The 17,868-nt window shown below is 62.5% G+C and carries 16 protein-coding genes; 8 read left to right on the plus strand and 8 right to left on the minus strand.

Annotated elements, in window-relative coordinates:
• Nucleotides 1-5: 5 nt before the first annotated feature.
• The 4 genes from OSJ75_RS05985 to OSJ75_RS06000 all read right to left on the minus strand — a co-directional run bounded on the left by OSJ75_RS05985 (nt 6) and on the right by OSJ75_RS06000 (nt 7,016).
• On the minus strand, nt 6-4,784 hold the full coding sequence (locus tag OSJ75_RS05985; protein WP_267227244.1) for an NAD-glutamate dehydrogenase: 4,779 nt from the start codon (nt 4,782-4,784) through the stop codon (nt 6-8).
• A gap of 108 nt (nt 4,785-4,892) precedes the next feature.
• Nucleotides 4,893-5,525, minus strand: coding sequence for a TPM domain-containing protein (locus OSJ75_RS05990; RefSeq protein ID WP_267227245.1), 633 nt, complete (start codon nt 5,523-5,525; stop codon nt 4,893-4,895).
• 3 nt (nt 5,526-5,528) lie between these two features.
• On the minus strand, nt 5,529-6,317 hold the full coding sequence (locus OSJ75_RS05995) for a TPM domain-containing protein (protein ID WP_250017207.1): 789 nt from the start codon (nt 6,315-6,317) through the stop codon (nt 5,529-5,531).
• An 84-nt stretch (nt 6,318-6,401) separates the two neighbouring features.
• Entirely contained in the window at nt 6,402-7,016 is a 615-nt protein-coding gene (locus OSJ75_RS06000; RefSeq protein ID WP_250016750.1) for a LemA family protein, read from the minus strand.
• A 120-nt stretch (nt 7,017-7,136) separates the two neighbouring features.
• On the opposite strand from OSJ75_RS06000, the gene OSJ75_RS06005 reads away from it, so the two are divergent.
• The 4 genes from OSJ75_RS06005 (at nt 7,137) to OSJ75_RS06020 (ending at nt 10,489) form a co-directional block, all read left to right on the plus strand.
• Complete coding sequence (locus OSJ75_RS06005; RefSeq protein WP_250016748.1) at nt 7,137-7,373, plus strand: hypothetical protein; 237 nt, start codon at nt 7,137-7,139, stop codon at nt 7,371-7,373.
• Nucleotides 7,374-7,450: 77 nt separating this feature from the next.
• Nucleotides 7,451-8,338, plus strand: a complete 888-nt coding sequence (gene pdxY / locus OSJ75_RS06010) for a pyridoxal kinase PdxY (protein ID WP_250016745.1) — start codon at nt 7,451-7,453, stop codon at nt 8,336-8,338.
• A gap of 61 nt (nt 8,339-8,399) precedes the next feature.
• Nucleotides 8,400-9,065 carry a carbonic anhydrase gene (locus OSJ75_RS06015; protein ID WP_250016743.1) on the plus strand — a complete coding sequence of 222 codons (666 nt, stop codon included), beginning with the start codon at nt 8,400-8,402 and terminating at the stop codon, nt 9,063-9,065.
• Nucleotides 9,066-9,385: 320 nt separating this feature from the next.
• The gene (locus OSJ75_RS06020; RefSeq protein WP_267227246.1) at nt 9,386-10,489 is read left to right on the plus strand and encodes an NADH:flavin oxidoreductase/NADH oxidase; all 1,104 of its coding nucleotides are present in this window, start codon (nt 9,386-9,388) and stop codon (nt 10,487-10,489) included.
• A gap of 10 nt (nt 10,490-10,499) precedes the next feature.
• Here OSJ75_RS06020 and OSJ75_RS06025 read toward each other — a convergent pair whose 3' ends face one another.
• The gene (locus OSJ75_RS06025; protein WP_250016739.1) at nt 10,500-11,957 is read right to left on the minus strand and encodes a sensor domain-containing diguanylate cyclase; all 1,458 of its coding nucleotides are present in this window, start codon (nt 11,955-11,957) and stop codon (nt 10,500-10,502) included.
• Between the two features lie 128 nt (nt 11,958-12,085).
• Complete coding sequence (locus OSJ75_RS06030) at nt 12,086-12,907, minus strand: lytic murein transglycosylase (RefSeq protein ID WP_250016737.1); 822 nt, start codon at nt 12,905-12,907, stop codon at nt 12,086-12,088.
• Between the two features lie 478 nt (nt 12,908-13,385).
• Between OSJ75_RS06030 and ffh the strand changes: the two genes are divergently transcribed.
• From ffh to rpsP, 3 genes are read left to right on the plus strand one after another with little or no spacing between them, the layout of a single operon-like run.
• Entirely contained in the window at nt 13,386-14,954 is a 1,569-nt protein-coding gene (gene ffh / locus OSJ75_RS06035; RefSeq protein WP_267227247.1) for a signal recognition particle protein, read from the plus strand.
• 2 nt (nt 14,955-14,956) lie between these two features.
• Nucleotides 14,957-15,265: a chorismate mutase gene (locus tag OSJ75_RS06040; protein ID WP_250016726.1), complete on the plus strand. Its 309-nt coding sequence runs from the start codon at nt 14,957-14,959 to the stop codon at nt 15,263-15,265.
• 16 nt (nt 15,266-15,281) lie between these two features.
• A complete protein-coding gene (gene rpsP / locus OSJ75_RS06045) occupies nt 15,282-15,725 on the plus strand; it encodes a 30S ribosomal protein S16 (RefSeq protein WP_267227248.1) in 444 nt (147 codons plus the stop codon).
• Nucleotides 15,726-15,812: 87 nt separating this feature from the next.
• On the opposite strand, the gene OSJ75_RS06050 is transcribed toward rpsP, so the two are convergent.
• Nucleotides 15,813-16,424, minus strand: coding sequence for a TetR/AcrR family transcriptional regulator (locus OSJ75_RS06050; RefSeq protein WP_267227249.1), 612 nt, complete (start codon nt 16,422-16,424; stop codon nt 15,813-15,815).
• 102 nt (nt 16,425-16,526) lie between these two features.
• Between OSJ75_RS06050 and OSJ75_RS06055 the strand changes: the two genes are divergently transcribed.
• On the plus strand, nt 16,527-17,267 hold the full coding sequence (locus tag OSJ75_RS06055) for a 3-oxoacyl-ACP reductase family protein (protein WP_267227250.1): 741 nt from the start codon (nt 16,527-16,529) through the stop codon (nt 17,265-17,267).
• A 13-nt stretch (nt 17,268-17,280) separates the two neighbouring features.
• Here the strand turns inward: OSJ75_RS06055 and OSJ75_RS06060 are convergent, their stop codons facing one another.
• Nucleotides 17,281-17,850 (minus strand): methylated-DNA--[protein]-cysteine S-methyltransferase, encoded by a 570-nt coding sequence (locus OSJ75_RS06060; protein WP_267227251.1) that lies wholly within the window; start codon nt 17,848-17,850, stop codon nt 17,281-17,283.
• Between the last annotated feature and the right edge of the window lie 18 nt (nt 17,851-17,868).

Consider the following 17,868-nt stretch of genomic DNA (forward strand, 5'->3'; position numbering starts at 1 on the left):
AGCCGTTACGACAGGTCTGACAGAAGCCCGGCGGCGACCGCAAGCCGCGATACCGTCAGGTCCCCGGCCTCTACGATGCTGGCCATGCGCTGGCGCACTTCGTCGATACGCGCGCCACGGCTTGCCAGCCACTCGGCGGCTGGCGCGGCATTCTTCCCGAACTGGGTCAGCGCGGCGACGGCTATCGCCCGTCGCGCCTGGCTGATGAGATCGGTGGCCCGCGCCAGTGCCAGCCCGTCATAGTAATCGGCGACGGAGACATTCCGCGCGGCATCCTCGATGCGGCCGATGCGGAAGGCTTCCGAGACGTCGAAATAGGCCTTGGCCGCATTGCCGATGTCGACATTGGCCTGCTGCGCAACGGCGGCGATATCCGGAATGATCGGCGCGATTTCGAGCCTTGCCATCTGCGCCGCCAGTGCCTGCGGCGTACCGAGCGCTTCGTTGCCGAGCGTATCCTCGCGGATGGCAGCCAGCGCCGAGGCGGGCAGAAGCTTGTCGAGCCGCGGCTGCAGGGCCTTGCGAGCGCCCCGGATTTCCTCGACGGCATCGCCGATGGATGCGGCACGACGATTGCGCAGGACCCAGGCGGTCGTCCAGTTCAGCATCCGCGCCACGTTCTCGTAGAGGCCGTTCTGGACATCGCCCGGCATCACATTGTCGAGCGCATCGATGGCTGCGAAGAGCTTGTCGACCTCGTAACCGTCGCGGACGATCAGATAGGCCCGGACGATCTCGGGGCCCGACTGGCCGGTCAGATCGGAAAGGCGGCTGACAAAGGTCGGCCCGCCTCGATTGATGACATCATTGGCGAGCTGCGTCGCGATGATCTCCCGGCGCAGCCGATGCGCGCGCAGCTCGTCGCCGAACTGTTCCTTCATCTGCTTCGGGAAATAGTCCATCAATTCGCGTTCGAGATAGGGATCGTCCGGCACGTCGCTGGCCAGCAGCTGGTCCGACAGCACGATCTTGGCATAGGCCAGCAGCACGCCGAGCTCGGCACGCGTGAGCGGGATACCCTCGATCTGGCGCTCCGCCAGTGCCTTGTCGTCGGGCAGCGTTTCGACCTTGCGGTTCAGGAGCTTGCGCGCCTCGAGATCGCTGATGAAACGCGCCTGGTAGGCAAGGTCGGCAAGCCCGCGCCGCTGGGCGAGCGACAGAGCCAGCGTCTGCAGGTAATTGTTGCGAAGCACGAGGCCTGCAACCTCTTCGGTCATCGCCTCGAGGATGGCGTTGCGGCGATCGCGCTGCAGTTTGCCGGACCGCATGGCCTGGGCCAGAGCGATCTTGATATTGACCTCGACGTCCGAGGTATTGACGCCGGCGGAATTGTCGATGGCGTCGGAATTGCAGCGCCCGCCGAGCAGGTTGAACTCGATGCGCGCCTTCTGCGTCATGCCGAGATTGGCGCCCTCGCCCACGACCTTCGCGCCGATATCGGCGCCGGCGATACGGATGGCGTCATTGGCGCGGTCGCCGACTTCCGCATCGTTTTCCAGCGAGGAGCGGACATAGGTGCCGATGCCGCCGAACCAGAGCAGATCGACGGGAGCCTTGAGAATGGCCGTCATGATCTCCAGCGGCGTCGCCGTCGTCTTGCCGAGGCCGATGGCCTTGGCAGCCTCCCGCGACAGGGTGATCGATTTCTGCGCCCGGGAAAACACGCCGCCGCCGGCCGATATTTTCGACTTGTCGAAATCCTGCCAGCTCGAACGCGGCAGGTTGAACAGCCGCTGGCGTTCCTTCAGCGTGGCTTTGATGTTCGGCTCCGGATCGATGAAGATATCGCGATGGTCGAACGCCGCGATCAGCCGCGTCTGCGGCGAGAGCAGCATGCCATTGCCGAAGACGTCGCCGGACATGTCGCCGACGCCCACCGCGGTGAACGGCGTGGTCTGGATGTCGCGCCCGAGCTCGCGGAAATGGCGTTTCACCGCCTCCCAGGCGCCGCGCGCGGTGATGCCCATCTTCTTGTGGTCGTAGCCCGCCGATCCACCGGAAGCGAAAGCATCGTCCAGCCAGAAATCATGCGCCTGGCTAATCGCGTTCGCCGTGTCCGAGAACGTCGCGGTGCCCTTGTCGGCCGCCACGACGAAATAGGGATCGTCGCCATCGAGCCGAACGATATTGTCCGGCGGCACCACGGTTTCGCCCTGCAGATTGTCGGTGACGGACAGGAGTGTGGCGATGAACGTGATATAGGCAGCCCTTCCCGCCTCGAATACGGCCGAGCGGTCGCCTCCGACCGGCAGTTGTTTCGGATAGAACCCGCCTTTCGCGCCGACCGGGACGATCACCGCGTTCTTCACCTGCTGCGCCTTCACCAGCCCAAGCACTTCCGTGCGGTAGTCCTGGGCGCGGTCGGACCAGCGCAGCCCGCCGCGAGCCACGGGGCCGAAGCGCAGATGCACGCCTTCCACCTCGGGGCCATAGACGAATATCTCGCGATAGGGCCGCGGCGCCGGCAATTCGTCGATCGCGCCGGGGTCGAGCTTGAAGGCAAGGGATAGCCGCTCCGAACCGTCTTCTTCCGGTGCGAAGGCATTGGTGCGCAGCGTCGCATCGATGAGATTGAGGAAACGCCGCAATATCCGGTCGTCGTCCAGGCTGGGCACTGTCTGGAGGGCCTGCTCTATCTGCGCGCGCATATCCGCCTGGCGCCGCTTGGCAGTCGAGGCACCGGCCTTGCCCGGCGCCAGCTTCAGTTCGAACAGATCATAGATCTGGCGGGCGATCTGCGGATAGCGGTTGAGCGTACCGGCGATGAAATCCTGCGAATAGGGGATGCCTGCCTGCTGCAGGTAACGCCCGTAGGCGCGCAGGATGATGATCTGGCGGGCGGTGAGCTTGCCCGCCAGCGCCAGGCCGTTATAGGCGTCATTATCCGATGTCCCGCCCCAGATGTTGCGGAACACATCCTCGAAAAGATCGCCATTGTCGGCAAGATCGATGGCTGCGCCCGACGCGCTGACAAGCTCCATGTCGTGCACGAAAAGCGGGCTGCCATCGGCGGCCGGCAGCGCGAAAGTCTGCTCGCTGATGACCCGGAAGCCCATATGTTCGAGCAGCGGAACCCGCTGCGACAGCGCGACCGCGCCGCCATAATGATAGATCTTGAGCGAAGCGGCGTTCGGTCCATCCGAATGGTGCCGGTAGAAATCGACGAAAAGCGGATTGTTGCGGGTCAGGCCGGCAATGCGGCTTGCATCGAGCAATGCGTCTTCGGGCGTGAAATTCTCGCGATAGGAATCCGGAAAGGCCGCGGCCAGTGGCGTGAATTCCGGCGTTCCGGCGCGATCGCCGACCTCGGCGACGGCATCTTCCCAGGTCCGGACGATGGCGCGGACATTTTCTTCCAGCACCTCGCGCTTGACCTTGGGAAAGTCATTATCCGCATGGCCGATGATGAAGTGGACGCGTGTCAGCGTGCCTTCCGGGAAGGCCGGGTAATAGGCCGATACGTGGCCATCATAGACCGAGGCGAAATAGGAGCCGATCTTCTCGCGCACGACGGAATCATAGCGTTCGCGCGGCACGAACACGATGATCGAGGCGAAGCGTCCGAAGGGATCGATCCGCGGCAGGACACGCACGCGCGGCCGCTCGCCCAGCGCGAGGATGGTCTCGGCATTGCGGGTAAGGGTCTTCACGTCGATCTGGAACAGGTCGTCGCGGGGATAGCCTTCGAGCACCTTGATCAGCGCCTTGCCGGAATGATCCTCCCGGTTGAAGCCGAGCCGGGCAATGACGCTTTCGGTCTTGGAGCGAAGATAGGGAATCTTCAGCACCGAACTCGTATAGGCGCCGGAGGTGAAGAGCCCGACGAAACGCAGTTCGCCGGCGATCCTGCCGTTCTGGTCGAAGGTCTTCACGCCGATATAATCCATGTAGCCGCGCCGGTGCACCAGCGACTTGGTATTGGCCTTGGTAACGATCAGCGGCTCGGGACCGGTGAGAAAGGCTATGATCTGCGGCGTGGTCGTCACGCCCTGATTGCCGCGCTTGAGCACGCGAACGTCGGGATCGCCGAGAATGCCGAGACCGGGCTTGCTGGAACGCTCCAGTTCCCCGGTGCTCTCATCGCCGAGATAGTCGTATTCGCGCACGCCGAGGAACGTGAAATTATTGTTGCGCAGCCATTCGAGGAAGGCAGCGGCTTCCTCGGCCACGCCCTTCTTGAACGGGGTCTTGTCATTGCGATATGCGGCAATCGCATCGTCGAGCCGCGCCACCATGGCCTTGCGGTCGCTCACCGCTTCGCGCACATGCTTCAGCAACGTCGTCAGCGCGGCGGTTATGATCTCGCGCACCGGCGCATCCACGGCCGGCACATGAATCTGCATGACGCTGACGCGCATGACGTTCTCGCCCGGGTCTTCCGGCCCGGCGCCGCCGATGAGCTTGCGGCTCTTGCGGTCGATCTCCATGACGGGATGCAGGACGAGATAGACCGAGCTGACGCGCTCGCTGATTTCGCCAAGAACCGAATCCAGCAGGAACGGCATGTTGTCATTGATCAGCGTCACCACGGTCACGGGCCTGCCGTCACGGGAGATGGTGCCCGGCCCGGAAAATTCGATGACCGACTTGCCGGGCTCAAACCTGCTGAGTGCCTCTTCGGCGAGCTTGGCCGAGGCTTTCAGCGCATCGGCATCATAGACGGCGAGATCTTCTTCGGGGGCGCGGGCAAAGAGCAGTTCGTAAAACAGTCCCACCTTGTTTTGAACAATCCCGGCTTTTGCCTGTTTTGTTGCTTTTGTGCCGGAATTCTTGCTGGAAACCATAAAATATCCCCTCCGATCCCCTGATTTCAGGCGATCATAGCGCTTCGAGAAGCATTTTCGACCCCAAACTGTCGCAATGGAGTGAAAATCGTGTGACACGCAACAAAATTATAATTCGACCAGATGATCGTCCAGTTCATTGGCCGTATCGGGGCCCGCGGGGAAATGTTTCTCCAGCAGGATGCCGGCCTTTTCGATCGCGATGAGGAACCCCTCGGCCAGACTGTCGCGCCGCGCGTGTCCGACGAGCACCGAGACGATGGAATTCCACTCGTCCTGCTCGACCTTGGCGTGAATGCCGGCATCGGCGATGACTTCCGCATAGCGCTCGGCCAGCGAGACGAACAGCAGGATGCCGGTGCGCTCGCTGGTCAGGTGCACGTTCCGCGCCAGGAATTGCTGGACGGCATTGAGATGCGCGCGCTTGTAGCGGATGCGCCGGGGAACGAGCCAAAGCGAAACGCCCGGCAGGAGCCAGAGCACCAGCATGCAGGAAACGAAGGCAGCCAGGATAGCGAGGCCGAATGTCGGCAGGGTGATATGGATCCAGTACCAGTGCGCGGCGATGGCCACGATCGCGGAGGCGAGCAGGACGCATATCGCCAGCGTGAAACCGGCGACGTAGAAATAGCTGTCGCTGCGGCGCGCCACGACCGCATAGATTTCGCCGCTCGTACGGATCTCCGCGGCGCGTATCGCTTCGGCTATGCGTTGATGGTCGTCATCGGTCATCAGTTTCATGGTCTACCAGCTCCCCGAAGCGCCGCCGCCACCGGACGAACCGCCGCCGCCCGAAAACCCACCGCCGCCGCCACCCGACCAGCCACCGCCGCCGGACCAGCCGCCACCGCCGGAGCTCCATCCGCCGCCGCGCCCGCTGCTCGATGGACGTGTGTCGATGTTCATGCCCAGCCAGCGATAGCGGCCCGGGCCGATCTTGCGGCCGAAGATGGGGGCGAGAATGGCCATGGCGAAGCCACCGAAGAATATGGTGGCCCAGATGGTGATGAACGCCACCATGAACCAGTCAATATCGGATTCCGGCTCCTTCACATTGCGTTTCGCCCGAGCTTCCAGTTCTGCGGTATCGCCGGAGAGGACCGTCAATATGTCATCGACACCCTTGGCGATGCCGCCTGAATAGTCACCGGACCGGAAACCCGGAATGATCGCATTCTCGATGATCAGCCGCGACAGGAGGTCGGTCAGCGTGCCCTCGAGCCCATAGCCGACCTCGATGCGCACCTTGCGGTCGTTCGGGGCGACCACGAGCAGGACGCCATTGTTCTCCTGCTTCTGTCCAAGCGCCCAGCTGCGGTAGAGCCGGTTGGAATAGGGTTCGATCGCCTCGCCCGCAAGGTCCGGCACCGTGACGACCACGACCTGATCCGACGATTTCGTCTCGAACGCCTCAAGCTTGCGGGTGATCGCCTGCTCCGTCGCCGCATCGATGATATTCGCACTGTCGACGACGCGTCCTGTCAGTGCCGGAAGCTCCGCCGCAAGAGCTGCGACGACCAGCAGCGACAGCATGACGATCGAGGCTATCGGCCACAGCCAATGCCTCGTCGCCCATGACGGCACGGAAGGACGCGCAATCACCGCCTGCTACCGGGCTTAGAACTTCACCTGCGGATTCTGCGTTGCCGCATCATCGATCGTAAATGTCTGGTAAGGCTCGTTGCCGGTGAACCAGATCCAGCTCCAGATCATCGTCGGCATGGTCTTGAGCGACGTATTATAGACGCGGACCGCCTCGATATAATCGCGCCGGGCGACGGCGATGCGGTTTTCGGTGCCTTCCAGCTGCGATTGCAGCGCGAGGAAGTTCTGGTTGGATTTGAGGTCCGGATAGTTCTCGACCACCGCCAGCAAGCGCGACAGTGCGCCCGTAAGCTGCGCCTGGTTTTCCTGGAAGGTCTTGAAAGCATCGGGATTGGTCAATGTCTCGGCGGAAACCTGGACCTGCGTCGCCTTGGCGCGGGCCTCGACGACCGATGTGAGCACATCCTTTTCCTGCGCCGCATAGCCCTTTACCGTTTCCACGAGGTTGGGAATGAGGTCGGCCCGGCGCTGATACTGGTTGAGGACTTCGCTCCAGGCAGCCTTGGCGCGCTCTTCATTGGTCGGTATCGTGTTGAAGCCGCAGGCGGACACGAGAGGTGCCAGCAGAACGAGCGCAAGTATTGTGAGCATGCGCCGCGGCGCAACAGATATGGTCATAAGCTGCATGTTCCCTCTCCGGTTTGTCTCGCCGACTGGCGCTTGGACGAACTGCCGGAAATCTAAACAGTTTTTTCTCCAAAAGGAACTGGCAAAGCGCTATGCTGTTCGCGTAGCAGGGGAAGAGCGATGGCCGAGGACAAGAACGACAACGACGCAGCACGGATACTCGATCGCGTCGCCAGGGAATCATCATCCGACGGACGCTCGCTTGCCAGCCGCACCAGGGGACATTTCTCTGCCCGGGACGCCGACCCCGCGGATTCGATCGAGGTCTGGGGCACCCGCATCGGCCGGCTGCTCGGGCTGCTCGTGCTTATCGCCATGTTTGTATGGCTGATGGCCTCGATCTTCGGCTATGTTTGACGCGCCGGTGATTCCGCCACCGCACCCCGGCTGCAAGCGATCCGCCCCTTCGAACACCGAACCTCTGTGAGCAAAGAATGACGACTGGAAATGCCAATGGATCCAACAATGCCATCCTCGTCATTTCCAGCCATGTCGTGCGCGGTTCCGTCGGCAACAGAGCCGCGGTGTTCGCGCTGGAGACGCTCGGCCATCCGGTCTGGGCCGTGCCGACGGTCATTCTCCCCTGGCACCCCGGCCATGGCCCGGCCAGGCGTATCGTGCCCGATGCGGCGCAATTCGACGAACTCGTCGCCGATCTCGAACGCGCCCCCTGGATAGGCGAAATCGGCGGTATTCTCACCGGATATCTCGGCAATTCCGACCAGGCGCTAGCCGTCGCCCGGCTGGTCCGCACCATAAAGGCCGGGAACCCGGCGGTGAAATATCTTTGCGATCCGGTCATCGGCGACGAAAAGGGCCTCTATGTGCCCGAGGCCACTGCCGTGGCCATCCGCGATCACCTGATGCCGCTGGCCGACATGGCCACGCCCAATCGGTTCGAGCTTGCCTGGCTCGCCGGGGCGGACCTGCCCGACAACCGCTCCGTGATGCAGGCCGCGCTTCATGCCGGCCCCGCAACGATGCTGGTGACCTCCGCCCATCCGATGATTGCCGGGGGCACCGGCAACCTCCTGGTCAACCACACCCTGGCGCTGCTCGCCGAACATCGTCTCGTCTCAGGGCCGAGCAACGGCCTTGGCGACCTGACATCGGCGCTTTTCCTCGCACGGATGCTCGGCGGCTCCGATCTGGAACAGGTGCTGCAACGCACGACAGCGGCCGTGTTCGAGATCATGGCCCGCTCGGCCAAACGCGGTGCGGACGAGCTGATGCTCGAGGCCGACGCCTCCAGTCTCGCCTCGCCCATGGCCATGGTGCAGATGCGCCGCCTCGTGCATCCGAGCAAAGGCGTTCGCGCCTGACCCCGACACGCGATACGGAAGTGGATTGAATTTCGCCGGGATCAGGAATAGACCACTTGCCATGACATTGCTTCCCGAGAAACTTCTCCGCGGTTATCGCAACTTCATGGAGCATCGGTATGCTAATGAAACCTTGCGTTACCGACAATTGGCAGAGCAGGGCCAGACTCCCGAGACATTGGTCGTCGCCTGCTGCGACTCCCGCTCCGCGCCCGAAATCATCTTCGATACTGCGCCAGGCGAAATCTTCGTCGTGCGCAACGTCGCCAATCTGGTGCCGCCCTACGCCCCCGACGATGAGTATCACTCGACGTCCGCCGCGCTCGAATTCGCCGTCCAGAGCCTCAAGGTCAAGAACATCGTCGTTCTAGGCCATGGACGCTGCGGCGGCATCAAGGCCGCCCTGGACCCGGATAGCCAGCCGCTTTCGCCGGGCGATTTCATCGGCAAATGGATGAGCCTCGTCGCCCCGGCGGCGGAGGCCGTCTCAGCCAATGAGCTGATGACGCCTTTCGAGCGCCAGACCGCGCTGGAGCGCATCTCCATCCGCTATTCCCTGAGGAACCTTCGCACGTTTCCTTGCGTCGATATTCTCGAAAAGAAGGGGAGGCTGACGCTTCACGGCGCCTGGTTCGACATTTCGACAGGCGAATTGTGGGTGATGAATCCCGAGACCGGCGATTTTCTCCGGCCTCACCCAAGCGAAACCGGCGCTGCTGCCGAATAGAGCACGACGCCCAGCGATTGGGCGCCACTGATGGCAATTTAGCCTCCTTGCATAGCTGCTATGCATTTTTCGTCATTGTTGCGCCGGCTGAATGGCCCTATGTCCACATCAGCCGGCGCGGTACTCCTCCCATTTTGCCACGTCGGCTGTTCCCCTCTGGAGGTTTTTTGACCTTCAAAACTCAGGCCGGGCTTTTCAGTCCGGCTCTTTTTTTGCCCATTGCCCGGCCGAATTACAAAACAGTGACTTGAAACGTCGGCATTGCCGCCCCATCCTTGGCGAAGTTCCTTTCCCATTGACGGCAATCCCGAGGTATTTTCATGAGCCAACTGTTCCAGCCGATGAGTCTCGGCACAATGCAACTCGCCAACAGGATCGTCATTGCTCCCATGTGCCAATATTCGGCGGAGGACGGTGCCGCCACCGATTGGCACATGATGCATCTCGGCAATCTCGCCCAGTCGGGCGCTGGCCTGCTGGTCACCGAAGCCACGGCGGTTTCGCCGGAAGGCCGCATTTCACCGGCGGACCTCGGCCTTTATTCCGACGAGACGGAGCAGGCGCTGGAGCGCGTCGTTCAGTCGATCCGCAAGTACTCCTCGATGCCGATCGCGCTACAGCTGGCACATGCCGGCCGCAAGGCCTCGGTCAAGGCTCCCTGGGAGGGCGGCAAGCAGATCGCGCCGCACGAACCGGGCGGATGGAAGACGGTATCCGCCTCTTCCATCCCTTTCCTGGCTGAATCTGACGCGCCGGAGGCGCTGGACGCCGCAGGCCTCGCCCGTGTGCGCGAAGCCTTCGCCGAGGCGGCGCGGCGCGCGGACCGGCTGGGGATCGACGGCATCGAGGTGCATGGCGCCCATGGCTACCTGCTACACCAGTTCCTTTCGCCGCTCTCCAACCGGCGCGAGGACGAATATGGCGGAAGCCTCGAAAATCGCATGCGCTTTCCGCTCGAGGTGTTCGACGCGGTCCGGGCGGCCTTCTCGCCGGACAAGCCGGTCTGGATCCGGATATCGGCGACGGACTGGGTCGATGGCGGTTGGGATGCCGATATGAGCGTCGCCTTCGCCAATGCGCTGAAGCAGCGCGGCTGCGACGCCATCCATGTCAGCAGCGGCGGGCTTTCGCCATTGCAGAAGATGACGCTCAGCCCGGGCTACCAGGTCGGGCTCGCCCGCAAGATCAAGGCGGAGACGGGCATGACGACGATCGCCGTCGGCCTGATCAACGAGCCCGAACATGCGGAGTCGATCATCGCCGGCGGTGACGCCGATGCTGTCGGCATTGCACGCGCCGTCCTCTATGATCCGCGCTGGCCCTGGCACGCAGCCGCCGCGCTTGGCGGCAGGATCGAGGCTTCGCCCCAATATCTGCGCTGCCAGCCCAGAAGCCAGCCTGACCTGTTCAAGCCCTTGGCGTGACCGAACGGAGCTAGGTTCGTTCGAGGCGCTCCAGGCTGGAATAGTGCCGGTGCTTGTCCTCATACATCATGAGGTCGGCGCGCTTCACCACCGCCTCCAGCTTCTCGCCGGCGGCGCTGGTGGCCCAGCCGATCGAGACATTGAGCGGTATGTTCGAATAGAACTGATTGTTGATCTCGATGAGACTGCGGATCTCGTCGATCATGCTGGTGGCGCCGAGCTCGTCCACCGCAGGCAGCAGTACGGCAAATTCGTCCCCGCCTATGCGCGCCGCATAGGAGGGATGTTTCACTGCCTCGCCGAGCACTTCGCCTACCCGGCGCAGCAGGCCGTCGCCGACACCGTGTCCCCATTGATCGTTGATCGTCTTCAGGCCGTTCAGGTCGAGGATGAGGATCGAGACCGGGAAATATTCGCGCCGCTCCAGCCTGTTCAGCTCGTCGACATAGAAGGCGCGGTTGTGCAGCTTGGTCAGCACGTCGTGCTTGCCGAGATATTCGAGATAGGCTTCGGCCTTCTTGCGGGCCGTGATATCCGTCAGCGATATCTGCACCAGCGACCAATCCTCTTCCCGCCCCGGCAGGATGGAGAACTGCAGCAGCACGTGGCGTTCCGTTCCATCGAGGGCGTAGTTCAGCGTTTCGCGCTGGTGGAACAGGTTGCCGTTCCAGAGTTCGATCAGCTGCTCGCGGAAATGGGCGTTGACCTCCTCGCGCAGGATATCGGGCAGGCGGCGCAGCACCGTCACCTTGTCCGGCGCAAGGAACAGCCGCATCGTCTCCCGATTGATGTCGATGACGCGGATTTCACGCGCGCATTGCCCGACGAATTCCGGATGGACATCGGTGAATACGCGGAAGTCGGTGATGCCGCGCTCCCGCAATTCGTCCAGCATCTTCTTGATGCGGCTGAAATCTTCCACCCAGAGCGAAACAGGCGAATGTTCGAAGAGCCCCTCGGCATAAAGCTGGCTGTCCACCAGGCGGCGGCGCGCCTCCTCCCGTTCGGTCACATCCTCGATCGACAGCAGCACCCGGTCCCAGCCCGCTTCATGTCCCGGCAGGATCGTGCCGCGCAGCTGGATATCCAGCCGGCGCCCGGAAAGCGTGTAATTGACGGTGCTGCTTGAGAATTCGGTCTTGCCCTCCCAGAGCGCCGACAATTCCTGCACATGCGAATGCAGCATGTCGTCACGGAAGATGGTGGCGAGATTGGCAGTCAGATGGTCGAAATCATCCGCCTCGAACAGCGACAGCGTCTTCTTGTTGACCCTGATGACCCGGATCAGCGCCGAACATTCGCGGATGCGATTCACATCCGCCTGCAAATAGGCCTTGATGTCGGTGACGCCCGCCGCGCGCCATGTGTCGAAAAGCTTGCGGACCGCGCTGAAATCCTCCAGCCAGAGCGAAATCGGCGCGAGATCGAAGATTTCGTTCTCGCCATGGCTCTCGATTGAATGCGGCATGGGTCGCGCTCCGACGGTGGCGCAGCGCTGGGATCGGAGCGGCCTGCGAAACAAACTGGTGAAGCGTGCCCCGATGGCCGCTTCGGCGATATCGGGCCGGGCGCCTGACGGCACCCGGCGCGCTGGTCTTATTCGCCGTCGATCTTCGCGCCCATGATCGCGATCGCCTGCTGGTAGACGCTGGCGGCGTTCCAGCCCTGGATGGCGCCGAAATTGGCCTGGCCCGGCTGGTAGCCGGCACCGCGACGCCAGCCATGGCCGACGAGGAAGTTGGCCGTCGACGCAAGGGCGTCTGCCTTCGAGCGAACCATGTCTATGCGGCCATTGCCATCGCCATCGGCACCGTAGCGCAGCACGTTGACCGGCAGGAACTGGGTCTGGCCGATTTCGCCGTGCATCGCTCCGCGCGCGTCGGGCGACAGGGTGCCATTGTCGACGAGCTGCAGGGCCGCATCGAGCTGGTTGCGGAAATAATCGCTGCGGCGGCAATCATAAGCGAGGGTGGCGACGGCCGAGAGCGTATTCTGGTTGCCCATATAGCTGCCGAAACCGGTTTCCATGCCCCAGATCGCGATCAGCGGCCCTGCCGGTACACCATAGCGCTGCTCCAGGCGGTCAAACAGCGCGGCGTTCTGCGCCTTGAACTTGCGTCCCCGCGAAATGATCGTCTGGGCGCCGCGAACCTGCATGAAGCGATCGAGCGAATATTTGAAGCTCTTCTGGTTGCGGTCTGCATTGATGGTCTTCGTTGCGTAGCTGAGACCGTCCAGCGCGCGTATGGCGCGGCTGCCGCGTCCCTGGGCCTGGGCGACCTGCTTGTAATCCTGGATCCACTCCTTAAATCCTGCAGAATTATTGCCACACTGGGAGGCGGCTTGCGCGATGCCTGCCGTGCTGAGAAGGGCGGCGGCCACGACCGCGCAAAATCTGCTTTTGGCACGAAATGCCATGGATATCTCCTTGAAAGTTGAATCGTCGTTTCTATCTGCCATTTTTCTCAACCGCTGTCATCTGGCTGTTTGAGCCGGTTCATGCCCAATTTTCGGTGTTTAGGTCTCGAATTGCGCCGATATTTCAGTTTTTGCACCAATCGGACCCTGGACGACCGATCCGCAGTCCTGCGGCCAAGTGCACGCATAGAGTGCATAAAGCAACATGAAAGCTGGCGCGCGGGCCGGAAACGCCCATTCGCCGGCCCGCCTGCCAACTTGACTCTTGCCGCCATTTCCTGTTTAAGCCGTCCAATTCACCGCGACGAGACTTGTCCTCCGAGCAACCTACCGGGACCCCGCAAGGGTTCGACGATCCCGGCGGTCCACATCCGACAGCGCAATGCGCCCTCGGATGTCATATTGCTTTGGCGTCTTGCCTGGCGCGGATGATGGCTTACCTTTCAGGAACGAGTTCTGAAAGGATAAAGGAAGACGGATGTTCGAGAGCTTACAGGAACGACTGGGTTCGATACTGAACGGCCTTACCGGCCGTGGCGCTTTGTCGGAAGCGGATGTCGCTGCTGCATTGCGTGAAGTGCGCCGTGCGCTGATCGAAGCCGACGTCGCGCTGGATGTGGTGCGTTCGTTCACGGACAAGGTGCGCGCCAAGGCAGTCGGCGCCGAAGTTCTCAAGAGCATCAAGCCCGGCCAGATGGTCGTCAAGATCGTCCATGACGAGCTCGTCGACATGCTCGGCGCCGAGGGCGTCACCATCGATCTCAATGCTCCCTCCCCTGTCGTCATCATGATGGTCGGCCTGCAGGGCTCGGGCAAGACCACCACGACGGGCAAGATCGGCAAGCGCCTGACCGAACGCCAGAAGAAGAAGGTTCTCCTCGCCTCGCTCGATACGCGCCGCCCCGCCGCGCAGGAGCAGCTGCGCCAGCTCGGCGTGCAGACCGGCGTCGATACCCTGCCCATCATTGCCGGACAGAGCCCCGTCGAGATTGCGGCGCGCGCCGTACAGGCGGCGAAGCTCGGCGGCCATGACGTCGTCATCCTCGATACTGCCGGACGCACCCATATCGACGAGCCGCTCATGCTCGAGATGGCGGACATCAAGAAAAAGGCAAGCCCGCATGAGATCCTGCTCGTCGCGGATGCGCTGACCGGGCAGGATGCGGTCAACCTCGCCCGCTCCTTCGATGAGCGCGTCGGCATTACCGGTCTCGTCCTTACCCGCATGGACGGCGACGGACGCGGCGGTGCCGCCCTTTCCATGCGCGCCGTCACCGGCAAGCCCATCAAGCTCATCGCCACCGGCGAGAAGATGGATGCGCTGGAGGAATTCTACCCGAGGCGCATCGCCGACCGCATTCTCGGCATGGGCGACATCGTCTCCCTGGTCGAGAAGGCGGCGGAGAACATCGATGCCGAAAAAGCCGCGGCGATGGCCCGCAAGATGCAGACCGGCAAGTTCGATCTCAACGATCTTGCCGACCAGATCGGCCAGATGCAGAAGCTCGGCGGCATGGGCGGCATCATGGGAATGATGCCCGGCATGGGCAAGATGAAGGACCAGATGGCTGCGGCCGGACTGGACGATTCCATATTCAAGCGCCAGCTCGCGATCATTGCTTCGATGACGCCCGCCGAACGAAGCAACCCGGATGTGCTGAAACATTCGCGCAAGCAGCGTATCGCCAAGGGCTCGGGCACCAATGCCGCCGACATCAACAAGCTGCTGAAGATGCATCGCCAGATGGCCGACATGATGAAGGCCATGGGCGGCAAGGGCAAAGGCGGCATCATGAAACAGATGATGGGCGGGCTCGGAGCCAAGATGGGCCTCGGCGGTCTTGGGGGCATGGGCGGAATGCCGGACCTGTCCAAGATGGATCCGAAGCAGCTCGAAGCTCTGCAGAAGCAGGCGGAGGCGGCCGGTTTCGGCAAGGGCCCCGGCCTGCCAGGTCTCGGCGGCGGAATGCCGGGGGGCATGGGCGGAATGCCGCGCTTGCCCGGATTGGGCGGCGGCCTGCCCGGCCTGCCGAAGAAGAAAGGGTGATCATGAGCACGCCATCTCTCCCGAAGGAACTGCTCGAACTGCGCGCTTCCATCGACAATATCGATGCGGCGCTTATTCACATGCTCGCAGAACGCTTTCGCTGCACCAAGGCAGTCGGCGTTCTGAAGGCACGAAACGGTCTTGCGGCCGCCGATCCGGCCCGCGAGAAGCTACAGGTCGAACGCTTGCGCAGTCTGGCGCAATCGGCGGACCTCGACCCCGATTTTGCCGAGAAGTTCCTGAACTTCATCGTCAAGGAAGTGATCAGACATCACGAAACAACAGCTGCCAGAGAAAACGGCGCTCGATAAAACTAGGAGACCAAGAATGTCATTGAAAATCCGCCTGGCCCGCGCAGGGTCGAAGAAGCGTCCTTACTACCACGTCGTCGTTGCCGACGTTCGCGCACCGCGCGACGGCCGCTTCCTTGAGGCAGTCGGCTCGTGGAACCCGATGCTGCCGAAGGATGGCGACCGCGTGAAGCTCAACGAAGAGCGCATCCAATACTGGATCGGCCACGGCGCCCAGCCGACGGACCGCGTTTTGCGCTTCCTCGACCAGGCCGGCATTGCCAAGCGCGATGTCCGCAACAATCCTGAGAAGGCACAGCCCGGCAAGAAGGCCCAGGAGCGCGTTGCCCTGGCCAAGCAGGCTGAAGAAGATGCCCGTGCAAAGGCAGAGGCCGAAGCTGAAGCCGCCAAGGCAGCTGCCGAAGCTCCGGCGGAAGCCGCTGCAGAAGCTCCGGCAGAAGAAACCGCCGCTAGCGAATAAGCTTGCTGCGCTAATGATGATTGAATGGGCGGCCTGGCCGCCCATTTGCATTTATGCCGCCATTTGCATTTATGCCGCCAATTGCATTTATGATTGCGTCCCGGCGAGCCCATCCCAGGCTGCCATGGCCGCCGCTGCGGTTCTGCGCAGCTGTTCCAGCGATCCGCCGTCACGCGCCATGATCGACATGCCGTGCTGGACCGTGGCGTAAAACTCCGCGATCTGCCGGCAATCCACGCCCTCGGGCACGTCGCCATCCTCGATGCCCTGCGAAAGGCGTTCATGGAGAAGGCGAATATTCTCCAGCCGCTTCTCCCTCAGCATTCCGCAGGCGGGAACGATGTCCGCACCGCCATGCAGGGCACCGAGCGCGATCATGCACCCATGCGGCTGGTCCGCCCGCGTATAGGCGAGCGCCGTCTGGTCGAGAAAATCGGCGAAACCCTGTCTGGCGGTTTCCGCTTTGGACAGCGCATCCCAGATTTCAGCGCCGACATGTTCCGAATAGGCTTCGACTGCGGCCTTGAACAGTTCCGCCTTGCTGCCGAACGCGGCATAGACGCTGGGCGCATTGAGACCCATGGCGCTGGTAAGCTCCGCCATGGACGTGCCCTCATAGCCTTGCTCCCAGAACACCCGCATGGCGCAGAAAAGTGCAGCCTCCCTGTCGAAAGCGCGTGGTCGGCCCCTCGCCGGCATATCGTGGAACTCCTTCTGTAACGATTGATACATAAATCACTTGACGGCGCGTTGCAAGCTTGCCATGTACTTCTGTAGTAATCATTACAGAAAGGAAACATGATGTCACGCCTGCAGAACAAGACCGCTTTCGTCACCGGAGGAAGCCGTGGCATAGGTGCCGCCATCGCCTTGACGCTCGCGGAGGACGGCGCCGATATTGCGCTGACCTATACGAGTTCTCCCGACAAGGCGGACGCGGTCGCCAATTCGATCAAGGCGCTGGGCCGCAAGGCTATCGCCATAAAGGCCGATAATCGCAATGCGGCCGCAGTGGAAAACGCGGTTGACGAGGCTCATCGCACGCTTGGCGGGCTGGATATTCTCGTCAACAGCGCCGGTGTGTTTTCGGTCGATACGATCGACCAGCTCAGCCTCGAAGAGTTCGACCGGGTGATGGAGATCCACGTCCGTGCGAGCTTCGTCGCCGCGAAGGCCGCCGCCGCGAAGATGCAGACCGGCGGGCGTATCATCACCATCGGCAGCAATCTCGGCGAACAGGTGCCGTTCCCCGGCCTTGTCGCCTATTCGACCAGCAAGTTTGCGCTTCTCGGCCTGACGAAGGCTCTGGCGCGCGATCTCGGTCCGCGTGAGATCACTGCGAACATCGTCCAGCCCGGCTCGACCGATACGGACATGAACCCCGCCAGTGGCGATCACGCCGATGCCCAGCGCGCACTCATGGCTATTCCGCGTTTCGGCGAGGCGCGCGATGTCGCCGCGCTGGTCGCCTTCCTCGCGAGCAATGAAGCAAAATCCATCACCGGAGCAAGCTTCACCATCGACGGCGGCGCCAATATCTGAAACCCATTGGACACTAGAACATCGAGGCCTGCGCCGTCACCGGATGAAACACCGGCGTTGAGGCGGTGGCGGCGCGGATGCGATGCTCGAGGTCCAGCAGATACCGTTTGCGGCGCTGGCCGCCACCATAGCCGGTCAGCGAACCGTCCGCGCCGAGCACGCGGTGGCAGGGTACGATGATGGAGACGCGGTTCTGGCCATTGGCCGCACCGACCGCCCGGCTGGCGTGGGGATTGCCCAATTGCTGCGCCAGTTGACCATAGGTGCGCGTGTGGCCGAACGGCACGCCCTGCAGCGCTGTCCATACTCTTTGCTGGAACTGTGTCGCCGGAAGCGATAGCGGCGTGCGGAAACCCGTCAGCTCGCCGGCGAAATAGGCCCGCAATTCGGATTCCACCTGCCTGAGAACAGCATTGTCGCCCGGGCTGATCCGATAGCGATAGCGCTGTTCGAGTTCATCCCTCTCGCGTGGCAAGGCGGGACGATCGGAGAACTCCAACAGCACCAGCCCACTTTCCCCGGCCATGGCGACCATGGGCCCAAGCGGTGTCTCTATCTCGCGGCTCACCAATATCTGCTGCACGAATCTGCTCCGCTGCGT

The organism is Phyllobacterium sp. 0TCS1.6A, from assembly GCF_026420825.1.
Lineage (GTDB): Bacteria > Pseudomonadota > Alphaproteobacteria > Rhizobiales > Rhizobiaceae > Phyllobacterium.